Source organism: Streptomyces sp. NRRL WC-3549, from assembly GCF_000721935.1.
In the GTDB taxonomy this organism is placed as follows: domain Bacteria; phylum Actinomycetota; class Actinomycetes; order Streptomycetales; family Streptomycetaceae; genus Streptomyces.
Genome location: NZ_KL585414.1, coordinates 155,193 through 166,979, shown reverse-complemented (window position 1 = coordinate 166,979; position 11,787 = coordinate 155,193). Strand labels below are relative to the sequence as shown.

The following is an 11,787-nucleotide window of genomic DNA, read 5'->3' as shown; positions in this document are numbered from 1 at the left end:
GGTCTCCGTCACCGACAGCGGCCACACCTTCCTCGCAGACCGCCGCCGCGACGGTGAGGGGTGGCCCGCCCGCGCCCCGGAGGACCGGTGCGCGGAGGAGGAGCGCCGCACCCTGCTCGCCGCGACGGACCTGCCGGAACGAATCGTCCGGTCATGACGGGGCACCTCACCCGCGTACTGCGCAGGCTGCGCCCCGGCGGGCGCAAGGGCCCGGCGGGCGGCTTCGACCGGCGCCTGCTGGCCCCGATGATGCTGGGGGCGGCGCTCAACCCGGTCAACTCCTCCATCATCTCCGTCTCCCTGGTGCCGATCGGCGCCGCTCTGGGTGCGCCGCCCTCCCGGACCGCGTGGCTCATCTCCGCCCTGTACCTGGCCACCGCCATCGGACAGCCCGTCGTGGGACGGCTGATCGACCTCTTCGGGCCCCGGCGCCTGTTCCTGGCCGGCACGGCGCTGACCGGCGTCGCCGGCCTCCTCGGCATGTTCGCGCCCAACCTCGGAGTGCTCGTCGCCGCACGCGTACTCCTCGGCTTCGGCACCTGCTCCGGCTATCCGGCTGCCATGTACCTCATCCGCAGCGAGGCCCGGCGCACAGGTCAGGAGAGTCCCGCCGCGGTTCTCACCGCCCTCGCCGTGACCACCCAGACCATCGCCGTCATCGGCCCCAGCCTCGGCGGGCTGCTGATCGCCGTCGGCGGCTGGCGTGCGACTCTGGCCGTCAACATCCCGTTGGCGGCGGTCGGCCTCTACCTCGGTGTCCGCCGCCTTCCGGTGACCCCCGCCTCCCGCCGCGACGACGGACGCCGCCCCGTGGAGGACCTGGACCTCCCGGGGATGGGCCTGTTCTCCGCGGCGCTCGTCTGCCTCCTGCTGTTCCTCATGGATCCCGGGGCCGGTGACTGGTACCTCCTGGCCCTGACCGCCGCCGCGGCGGCCGGATTCACCTGGCGTGAACTCCGGGCGCGGCAGCCCTTCATCGACGTACGCGTGCTCGGCGGCAACCTGCCGCTCGTCGCCACCTACGGCAGGGCCCTGCTCTGCTACATCGTCACGTACGCCTTCCTGTACGGCTACACCCAGTGGACGGAGGAGGGGCGCGGGCTGTCCGCCTCCCAGGCAGGCCTGGTGCAGCTCCCGCTGTTCACCGTCGCGATCGTGGTGTCCACCCTCACCGGTCGGCACCAAGCCGTCCGCGGCAAGCTCCTGGTCGGGGCGGTCGGTCAGATCGCCGCCTGCTCCCTGCTCTTCCTCCTGCACGGTGACAGCCCGGTGTGGATGCTTCTGGCCGTCGTGATCGTCCTCGGAGTCCCCCAGGGACTGAACAGCATCGCCCTGCAGAACTCCGTCTACCACCAGGCCGACGCCGAACGCATCGGTTCCTCCGCGGGGCTCCTGCGCACCTTCGGCTACCTCGGCGCCATCGTCGCCTCCGCCGCCAACGGGGCCTTCTTCGGGCAGCACGTCACCACCGGCGGCCTGCACCACCTCGCCTGGTTCATGCTCGCCGTCAGCATCCTGTTCTTCGCGATGACCCTCGCCGACCGCTCCCTGCGCCGCATCGGTCCCGCGAAGGAAGGACCTCGGCACACCGACGGGTGACCCATGGCCCGGAACAGGTGGAGGGCCGGTGACCTGGTGGGGCGGCACTCGTTGGTCCGGTGTCCGGACCGGACAGTGAGCGATGGAGATCTGATGGTGACGTTTCGACGGGCACGGCCCGCGGCGGGCGTGTTGGCACTGTGTTCCACCGCGGCGTTGGCCGGCGCCCTGACCGCCTGCGGCGGTGGCGGGACCGCCGACGGTAAGCCGCCCACGGCTGCTTCCTCGGCCGGGCCCGCGGTCTCCGCGTCACCGGTGGAGCCGGAGGCGGCGGACCGGGCGGCGGCGCTGGAGGCGTACACCGCCATGTGGGCCGAGCGGATGGAGGCCTATCGCCAGGCGTCCACGGAGGGCACTGACCTGAAGCGATACGCGACGCACGACGCGTTGGGCGGACTCGAGCGGGAACTGACCCGCATGAAGGAGAACGACACGGTGATCCGGGGCGATCTCGGACACGCGCCGGAGGTGACCGCGCTGGAGGCCGGCGCGCGGAGGACGGCGAAGATCGAGGACTGCCTGGACCTGTCGCAGTGGCGGACCCTGGACACCACGACCGGGTGGCCCATCCCGCTGCCGAGCGGTCAGCCGCGGCGGTACGTGGCGACCGCGACGGTACAGCGGTCGGACGGCGGGCGGTGGATGGTCACCGAGTACACGCAGGACAGCGCCCGGACGTGCTGACGCCGTAGGCGGGTCGGACCTGGCGCCCCGGGGGCGGCCTTCGCGCCGGCCGGCCTGGCGGCAGGGTCGCCCGGTGCCGGGCGACGCGCGGTGACGCCGGTGGCCGGACGGTGCGCTCGCAGCTCAGCCAGGGCCGCCGAAGCGCCAGGCTTCGACGTCGCGGTAGTGGATCGGCCCGGGCCCACGCCCGGAGTTGCTGCCGACCAGGTGCAGGCGTTCGGTCAGCCAGGTGCGGCCGGTGAACGCGGAGAGTCCCGCTGCGGCCCGCACCGTGGCGGAGGTGTCGCCGCGGCGGGAACGGGCGAGCGTCAGGTGGGGGCTCAGCGGACGCTCCGGGAAGGCCACACCGTGCTCCCTGACCAGCGCGCGCACCTCCCCGGCGAGCAGCCGCAGCCCGTCGAGGTCCCCGCCGATCCCACTCCACAGCACACGTTCGTCGAAGTGCCCGCTGCCGCGCAGGGCCAGGCGCAGGGGGCTGTGGAGCGCCGCGAGCCGCGCGAGGGGCGGCCGCAGCAGTGAAACGACCGGCCTCGGCAGCTCACCGAGGAACGCCAGAGTGATGTGCCAGTCCTCGATGCGGTTCCACCGCATGAGCGGATACGCGTCATAGGCGGGCCGCAGCGCTTGCGCCAGCTCGTCCTTGGCGTCGTCGGGCGGAGCAAGGGCCACGAAGACGCGGACGGTCTCGGACAGGGTCTGATCGTTCACGAAGGACTTCGTACACCACCCGCGCCGACGGCCGTCGCGCGGGTGGGGGCCGCACCCAAGGCGCCGAGGCGGGTGGCGCGCGTCATTCACGGCACACGTCGACCGGATTCATACCCGGTAGCGCCCCCGCCTCGAATCCGACCGGTTTTTCAAGAAAACGAGACCAACTGCTTGACCCGTGCGGCCACAGCCACTAATTTTTTGTTTTCCTCGACCTGTCACCACTAAAAGGAGGCGACCAGCGGATGTACACCATCTCCGACCTCGGCCGCCTCGCCCAGCGCACGGTCTGGGTCCCGGGTCGGATCGCGCACGGCTGCTGAGCAAGCCGTTCGATGTGCCCGGGCGTGGCACTTTCCAGGTTTACCCTCACTGCTTTTTCCGGTACGCCGCTGCTGCGTGCCGTTTCACTCCTGCTCCCCCGCGGCGCGTGTTGACACAGAAAGCTGCCCGAAATTGGCGAACATGATGAATCGATCGATGGCGCACCGAAAAGAAGGCCTGCCATGGTAGCGACGCGGATCACGGTCAACGGAAAAGAAACACCCATTTCTCCGGCCGCACCCCACACCACAGTGCTGGACTTCCTGCGCGACCGGGGTCTCACCGGCACCAAGGAGGGCTGCGCCGAGGGTGAGTGCGGTGCGTGCTCGGTCCTGGTGGCCCGCCCCGGCGTGGACAAGCCCACCGACTGGGTGGCGGTCAACGCCTGCCTGGTCCCGGTCGCGGCACTCGACGGGCAGGAGATCGTCACGTCCGAAGGGCTCGCCACCGCCGGCGCACCCGGGTCGCCTCCCACCCTGCACCCGGTGCAGCAGGAGATGGCGGTCCGCGGAGGTTCCCAATGCGGTTACTGCACGCCGGGATTCATCTGCAGCATGGCCGCCGAGTACTACCGGCCCGACCGCGGCGCGGACGCGGCGGACAGCACCGACGCCGAGCACGGTCCGAACGGGTTCGACCTGCACGCGCTGAGCGGAAACCTCTGCCGCTGCACCGGCTATCGTCCGATTCGCGATGCCGCGTTCGCCGTCGGAACGCCCACCGACGGCGATCCGCTGGCGCGGCGGCGCGAACAGCACCCGCCCGCCCCGGCCACCACCGACCACGCCCAGGGCGACAGCGTGTTCCTGCGGAGGAAGACCCTCGCCGAAACCGTGCGGCTGCTGCGCGAGCAGCCCGACGCGGTGGTGCTCGCAGGCTCCACCGACTGGGGGGTGGAGGTGAACATCCGCTCCCGCCGGGCGGATCGCGTGGTTGCCGTCGACCGGCTTCCCGAGTTGCGGGAGCTGCGGATCGACCCCGACCGCATCGAGATCGGGGCGGCACTGACGCTCACCGAGATCGAACGGCGCCTCGACGGCGGCGTCCCGCTGCTGGCCGAACTCTTCCCGCAGTTCGCGTCCCGGCTCATCCGCAACGGTGCCACCCTCGGCGGCAATCTGGGCACCGGTTCCCCCATCGGCGACAGCCCGCCGGCGCTGCTCGCGCTGGAGGCGTCGGTGGTGCTCACCGACGCCGACGGTGAGCGGGAGGTCCCCCTGGCGGAGTACTTCACCGGCTACCGGCGGAGCGTGCGCCGCCCCGGCGAGCTGATCCGCGCGGTGCGCATCCCGCTGCCGCTGGCGCCGGTCGCCGCCTTCCACAAGATCGCCAAGCGGCGCTTCGACGACATCTCCAGCGTGGCGGTCGCCTTCGCCCTCGACATCCAGGACGGGATCGTCCGTAAGGCGCGCATCGGCCTGGGCGGTGTGGCCGCCACCCCGATCCGCGCCCTCGCCACCGAGGCGACCCTGGAAGGCGAGCCGTGGGTGGCCGAGACGGTCGACGCAGCGGCCCGGGAACTGCGGGGTGAAGGCACACCGATGAGCGACCACCGCGCCAGCTCCCTCTACCGTTCCGCGATGCTGGGCCAGAGCCTGCGGAAGCTGTACGCGCGAACCACCGAGGCGGTGTCGTCATGAGTCATCTGTCCGAACGGCCCGAGAAGCCCCTCGTCGGCGTCCCGATGCCGCACGAGAGCGCCGCCCTGCACGTCACCGGCACCGCGCTCTACACCGACGACCTGGTCTGCCGCACCAAGGACGTGCTGCACGCCCACCCGGTCCAGGTGATGAAGGCCCACGGCCGGATCACCGCTCTGCGTACCGGGCCCGCGCTCGCCGTGCCCGGTGTGGTGCGTGTGCTGACCGGTGCCGACGTGCCCGGCGTCAACGACGCCGGGATGAAGCACGACGAACCGCTGTTCCCCGACGAGGTCATGTTCTACGGCCACGCGGTCGCCTGGGTGCTCGCCGAGACCCTCGAAGCGGCCAGGCTCGGCGCGGCGGCGGTCGAGGTGGAACTCGACGAGCTTCCCTCACTGATCACGCTGGAGGAGGCGATCGCGGCCGACAGCTTCCACGGCGCTAGGCCCGTGATGCTGACCGGCGACGTCGACGCGGGCTTCGCCGACTCCGCGCACGTGTTCAGCGGCGAGTTGCAGTTCTCCGACCAGGAACACTTCTACCTCGAGACCCATGCGGCGCTGGCCTATGTGGACGAGGCCGAGCAGGTGTTCGTCCAGAGCAGTACCCAGCACCCCTCGGAGACGCAGGAGATCGTCGCCCATGTACTCGGCCTGCACAGCCACGAGGTGACCGTGCAGTGCCTGCGGATGGGCGGCGGCTTCGGCGGCAAGGAGATGCAGCCGCACGGGTTCGCGGCCGTCGCCGCGCTCGGTGCCAGACTCACCGGCCGACCGGTTCGGCTGCGGCTCAACCGGACCCAGGACCTCACCATGTCCGGTAAGCGGCACGGGTTCCACGCCCGGTGGAAGATCGGCTTCGACGCGGACGGCCGTGTCCGGGCCCTGGACGCCACCCTGACGGCGGACGGCGGATGGAGCCTGGACCTCTCCGAGCCGGTGGTGGCCCGGGCACTGTGCCACATCGACAACACCTACTGGCTGCCCAACGCGCGTATCGCCGGACGCATCGCCAGGACCAACAAGGTGTCCAACACCGCCTTCCGAGGCTTCGGCGGCCCCCAGGGCATGCTGGTGATCGAGGACATCATGGGCCGGTGCGCACCGCTGCTCGGCCTGGACCCGATGGAGCTGCGGGAGCGCAACTTCTACCAGCAGGGCCAGTCGACACCGTACGGACAGCCGGTCGTCCAGCCCGAACGCATCTCCGCCGTCTGGAAGAAGACCCAGGACGACGCGGACATCGCCGGCCGCGGACGCGAGATCGCCGCCTTCAACGCCGCGCACCCGCACACCAAGCGGGCACTGGCGATCACCGGCATCAAGTTCGGCATCTCGTTCAACCTCACCGCCTTCAACCAGGGCGGCGCCCTCGTGCTGATCTACAAGGACGGATCCGTCCTGATCAACCACGGCGGCACCGAGATGGGCCAGGGCCTGCACACCAAGATGCTGCAGGTGGCCGCGACCACCCTGGGTATCCCGCTCCACAAGGTGCGACTGGCCCCGACGCGGACCGACAAGGTGCCCAACACCTCTGCCACCGCGGCCAGTTCCGGTGCGGACCTCAACGGCGCGGCGGTGAAGAACGCCTGTGAACAGTTGCGCGAGCGGCTGTCGGAGGTGGCCGCCACCCAACTGGGCGCGAACGCCGCCGATGTACGGATCGTCGAGGGTGTGGCGCGCACCCTGGGCGGCGACGAGGAGCTGGCCTGGGACGACCTGGTGCGCACCGCGTACTTCCAGCGGGTCCAGCTGTCGGCGGCCGGCTTCTACCGGACCGAGGGGCTGCACTGGGACGCGACGACGTTCCGGGGGGCGCCGTTCAAGTACTTCGCCCACGGCGCCGCCGCGGCCGAGGTGGAGGTGGACGGCTTCACCGGGGCCTACCGCATCCGGCGGGTGGACATCGTGCACGACGTCGGCGACAGCCTGTCCCCGATGATCGACATCGGTCAGATCGAGGGCGGCTTCGTACAGGGTGCGGGCTGGCTGACGCTCGAGGACATGCGCTGGGACACCACAGACGGGCCGCACCGTGGCCGGCTGCTGACCCAGGCGGCCAGCACCTACAAACTGCCGAGCTTTTCGGAGATGCCCGAGGAGTTCAACGTCACGCTTCTGGAGAACGCCACCGAGGAGGGCGCGGTGTACGGATCCAAGGCCGTGGGGGAGCCCCCGCTCATGCTGGCGTTCTCGGTACGAGAGGCCTTGCGTCAGGCGGCCGCCGCGTTCGGGCCCAGCGGCGTCGGCGTCGAGTTGGCGTCGCCCGCGACACCGGAGGCGGTGTACTGGGCGATCCAACAGGCCCGCCAGGGCGGTGCGCCCCGGGGTGGCCATGACGACAAGGGGTTCGCCGTCAACAGCGGCGCGGGGTACGGCAACACCGCCGACGCCGAGCCCCGAGCCGGCGCGAAGGCGTTGAACGGTGCCTGACATGACGGGGTGCCTGACATGACATGGATCGCCGCGGTCGCACGGTTGCGAGCGCGCCGGGAGCCCGGCGTGCTCGTGACCGTCGCGACGGTGCGCGGCCACGCCCCGCGGGACGCCGGCGCGAAACTCGTGGTGGGCCGGACCGAGACATGGGGCTCGATCGGCGGTGGCAACGTCGAAGCCGTCGCGATCGAACGGGCCCGCGAAGTGATCGCCGCGTCCAAGCCGGAGCCGGAGCTCATCGATTTCGCCCTGAACGACAAGGTGACCAATCGGCATGGCGTGCAGTGCTGTGGCGGAACGCTCTCGGTGCTGCTCGAACCGTTGCCGGTGGTACGGGCTGTGGCGATCTTCGGCGTGGGGCACGTCGGGCTGGAACTGGCGCGCATCCTGGCACGTCAGGATCTCGACCTGCACCTGGTCGACACCCGCTCCGACCTCCTCACCGAGGGGCGGCTCGGCGCGTTGACGGACGCGGTGGCGAAGGTGCACGTGCACCACACACCGCTGCTGCCCGAGGAGGTACTGGCGGAGCTGCCGTACGGCACCCACGCCCTGATCATGACCCATGACCACGCAGAGGACGCCGCTCTGTGCGACGCAGCCCTGCGCACCACGCATCTCGGCTCCATCGGGCTGATCGGGTCAGCGGCCAAGTGGGTGAGGTTCCGTGAACGCCTCGCCACCGAAGGAGGGCACGACGAGGCAGCCATCAACCGGATCAAAACCCCGATCGGACTCGCCGACATCACCGGTAAGGAACCCGCCACCATCGCCGTCAGCGTCGCTGCCGATCTGCTGCGCACCTTCGAGACCGAGGGCAGCTGAGAGGCTCCACCCGGGCGGACGTGGCAGCTGCGCGGCCGGCTGCCGGGCGGGCAGGGCAGACGCGCGTCGAGGGGCGGGCCCTGAACCGAGCCCCGATCACTGCAGATCGTCCGGGGGGCGGTCCTTCGGAGGTTCCTCTTGGCGCGAACCGATCGGCTGTTGTAGCTCTCTATGAAGATTGCCTTTCGTTCGGTGACCGCTTTCGTGTCTTCGACGCCTGGCTGACTTCACTTCGTTGCCTGTCTACTCGTCATCACCACCGGCAACGCGGCGGGCGTGATGCCCCACGGAGCCTCACAGCGCCTCACAGCACCTCACGGAAGGAGATGGACTCACGGACACCTCCTCTCCTCCCACGGAACCACGGCGGTGAGGGCCCGGGCCCGAAGGGGCACAGCCGGTTCGCCGCCCTGCCCGACCCTTCCGGTACCTGGACGTCTCCGAACCAGGGGAACGCCGTGACCAGGACACTGCCCGGCCCGCCCCACCCCCTCGGCAGGGAGATCGACCCTCACCCCCGCCGCTCCGGCTGCCGTCGAACGCCATCCGCAACGTCATCGATCCAGGACGTCACCCAACCGACCGTCCCGCCGGAACGGCTCGACGCCGACCGGCTGCGCCTCACCCGCTGTCCGCGGCCTCCGGTGCGGGTGACGGCCGACCGAGACACACCCATCCATCCACCTCCGCGAAGGAGCGATCATGACCACGCAACCCGAGAAGACGAGTAGCCGGCCGAAGGCGGACAGCCGGGACTTCGAGCGCGCCTGGATGGAACAGTCGATCTCCCTGGCCATCACCAGCGTGAACAGGGGCGGCGGTCCGTTCGGCGCCCTGGTCGCCAAGGACGGCGAGGTCGTCGCCACCGGCAACAACCAGGTCACCTCCACCCTCGACCCCGTTGCTCACGCCGAGGTCAGCGCCCTGCGTAACGCCTGCAAGGTGCTGAACACCTTCTCCCTGGAGGGCTGCGTGCTGATCACGTCCTGCGAGCCGTGCCCGATGTGCCTGGCCGCCGCCCTGTGGTCGCGCGTGGACCGGATCGTCTACTCCGCGGACCGGCACGACGCCGCGGCGGGTGGCTTCGACGACCGCAAGTTCTACGATCTGTTCGAGAAGAAGCCCGGATCCGATTGGCCCTTGGAGATCGAGCACCTGGACCTGCCCAACCGCACAGAGCCGTTCGATACATGGCTGGCCAAAGCCGACCGCATCGCCTACTGACACGAAGCGCCGTGGAATCCGTCCGCAAGTACCCGAGGCACCACGCCACGGCCGCCGTACCGCGTCCGGGTACCGGCTGAGCCGTCAGATGTGCAGCGGTCGTTGACCAGGGTGGTGGTCAGTTCTCCTGGGAGGGCCTCGACGTCCTGATCCGGCCAACTTTTCTGCTGCCCCTTCCGGCGGCCGGCCGGAGGACGAAGGGCTCGCCCCAGGCACCATGGCGGTGTCCCACAGCGGCAGGGCAAAGGTCGGTGAGCGGCCGGACCGGCCGCGCGGCGCGTTTCTCCCGTGCCCTCTGCCGGTCCGGAAGTGTGCACCGGTGACAGAACTGGACAAAAACCCTTGGACCCGGCAGGGCTCCCCGCGGGAGACTCCGCCTGCTCACCTGCCGCCGGGACGAAACGGGTCGCCGATGGAATCAACGAAATCAAGCGAAGGCCTACCGAGCAAGGGTTCGGTACTCCTCGCGCTTCGCTACTACGGACGGGAACTCACGCGGCTCCGGTGGCTGACGGCACCGGCGATGCTGCTCCCGGCCCTGGGCAACATCGGTCTTTACTACGTTGCTCCGCTGATCGTCGCCAAACTCGTCGGCCAGGTCGCCGACGGCGACGGAGGCGACGGAGGTATCGGCCCCGCGCTGCCGTACGTCCTCGGCTTCGCCGGCGTCATGCTCTTCGCCGAGCTGCTCTGGCGCATCGGGCTGCACTGCCTCAACCGTCTCGACGCCCGTGGCATCGAGCACCTGTACGTGATCGGCATGGATGAACTCTTCGCGAAGGACTCGGCGTTCTTCCACGACAACTTCGCCGGATCGCTCACCAAGCGGGTGTCGAGCTTCGCGTCCCGGTTCGAGGCGTTCATCGACACGCTGACGTTCTCGGTCATGGGGAACTTCGTCCCGCTCATCTTCGCCTCGGTGGTGCTGTGGCAGTACGACCCCCTGCTCGTGGTGGGCCTGCTGACGCTGATCGGGTTCACCGCACTGTGCGTGACGCCGCTGATCCGACGCCGCCAGGTACTGGTGGCCCAGCGTGAACAGGCCATCGCCCAGGTGTCGGGCCATGTCGCCGACAGCCTGATGAACATGGACACGGTCCAATCGTTCGCCGCGGAGGAACGCGAGGCCGCCGAGCACCGCTCCCGTGTGGCCCGCTCACGCCGGCTCACGCTGCGTTCCTGGGACTACGGCAACCTGCGCATCGACACCCTGGTCGCGCCGATGTCCGTACTGACCAACGTGGTGGGCGTGCTGCTCGCCGTCTCGCTGGCAGGGGGAGAACTCGGTGTGGAAGCGGTCATCGTCGCTTTCACCTACTACGCCAACGCCACACGGATCATGTTCGAGTTCAACCAGATCTACCGCCGGCTGGAGAGCTCCATGACGGAAGCCGCGCAGTTCACCGAACTGCTGCTGCAACCGCCCACCGTGCTCGACCCGCCGGCCCCCGAACCGCTGTTGCGCGAGACGGCGGACGTACGTTTCGAGAAGGTCACCTTCGCTCACGCGGGGGCACCGACCCTCTTCGACGGCCTGGACCTGACCGTACCCAGCGGCGCGAAGCTCGGTCTCGTCGGCCGGTCCGGCGGGGGCAAGACGACCCTGTCCAGGCTGCTGCTGCGCATGACGGACATCCAGGGCGGCCGGATCCTCATCGGTGGCCAGGACATCAGCAGACTGCGCCGGGCCGACTTGCGCAGTCTGATCGCCTACGTGCCTCAGGACCCGGCGATGTTCCACCGCACCCTGCGGGCGAACATCGCGTTCGCCAGGCCCGAGGCCACCGAGGCCGAAATCCGCCGTGCGGCGGAGGCGGCGCACGTCACCGAGTTCGCGGACGCGCTGCCCGACGGCTTCGACACGATGGTGGGTGAGCGTGGCGTGAAGCTCTCCGGCGGTCAGCGTCAACGGGTGGCCCTGGCCCGCGCCATCCTGCGCGACGCGCCGGTCCTGCTCCTCGACGAGGCGACCAGTGCTCTGGACTCGGAGAGCGAAATCCTCGTCCAGGACGCCCTGTGGCGGCTCATGGACGGGCGGACAGCCCTCGTGGTGGCGCACAGGCTGAGCACCGTCGCCACCATGGACCAGCTCGTCGTCCTCGACCGGGGCAGCATCGTCGAACAGGGCACGCACCAGGAACTGCTCACCACGGGCGGCGCCTACGCCAAGCTCTGGCAGCACCAGTCGGGTGGATTCCTCGACGAGACCGTCGCGGAGGCCGAACTGCACTGAGGCAGGCGAGCGGATGTGGGGGACACCCTCATCCATCCCGCGCGGCCCTTCCCGGTGGCAGGCACCGGCAAGGGCCTGTCTCTTATACACATCTCTGAGCGGGCTGGCA

Annotated in this window: 8 protein-coding genes; 7 read left to right on the top strand and 1 reads right to left on the bottom strand. The window is 70.0% G+C overall.

Annotated features, from left to right (window positions below; translation table 11 throughout):
- The first annotated feature begins 153 nt into the window (after positions 1-153).
- Complete coding sequence (locus tag IH13_RS0122020) at positions 154-1,599, top strand: MFS transporter (RefSeq protein WP_031087049.1); 1,446 nt, start codon at positions 154-156, stop codon at positions 1,597-1,599.
- Between the two features lie 93 nt (positions 1,600-1,692).
- Positions 1,693-2,283, top strand: coding sequence for a hypothetical protein (locus IH13_RS0122015; protein WP_234433354.1), 591 nt, complete (start codon positions 1,693-1,695; stop codon positions 2,281-2,283).
- A gap of 123 nt (positions 2,284-2,406) precedes the next feature.
- Here the strand turns inward: IH13_RS0122015 and thpR are convergent, their stop codons facing one another.
- Entirely contained in the window at positions 2,407-2,991 is a 585-nt protein-coding gene (gene thpR, locus IH13_RS0122010; protein ID WP_031087045.1) for an RNA 2',3'-cyclic phosphodiesterase, read from the bottom strand.
- 506 nt (positions 2,992-3,497) lie between these two features.
- Between thpR and IH13_RS0122005 the strand changes: the two genes are divergently transcribed.
- The 5 genes from IH13_RS0122005 to IH13_RS0121985 all read left to right on the top strand — a co-directional run bounded on the left by IH13_RS0122005 (position 3,498) and on the right by IH13_RS0121985 (position 11,678).
- Entirely contained in the window at positions 3,498-4,955 is a 1,458-nt protein-coding gene (locus IH13_RS0122005) for a xanthine dehydrogenase small subunit (RefSeq protein WP_031087043.1), read from the top strand.
- On the top strand, positions 4,952-7,393 hold the full coding sequence (gene xdhB, locus IH13_RS0122000; protein WP_031087042.1) for a xanthine dehydrogenase molybdopterin binding subunit: 2,442 nt from the start codon (positions 4,952-4,954) through the stop codon (positions 7,391-7,393). Before IH13_RS0122005 ends, xdhB begins: the two co-directional genes overlap by 4 nt.
- 18 nt (positions 7,394-7,411) lie before the next feature.
- A complete protein-coding gene (xdhC, locus tag IH13_RS0121995; protein ID WP_031087040.1) occupies positions 7,412-8,221 on the top strand; it encodes a xanthine dehydrogenase accessory protein XdhC in 810 nt (269 codons plus the stop codon).
- 702 nt (positions 8,222-8,923) lie between these two features.
- On the top strand, positions 8,924-9,445 hold the full coding sequence (locus IH13_RS0121990) for a nucleoside deaminase (RefSeq protein WP_031087037.1): 522 nt from the start codon (positions 8,924-8,926) through the stop codon (positions 9,443-9,445).
- Positions 9,446-9,857: 412 nt separating this feature from the next.
- Positions 9,858-11,678, top strand: coding sequence for an ABC transporter ATP-binding protein (locus tag IH13_RS0121985; RefSeq protein ID WP_082317671.1), 1,821 nt, complete (start codon positions 9,858-9,860; stop codon positions 11,676-11,678).
- Positions 11,679-11,787 lie beyond the last annotated feature (109 nt).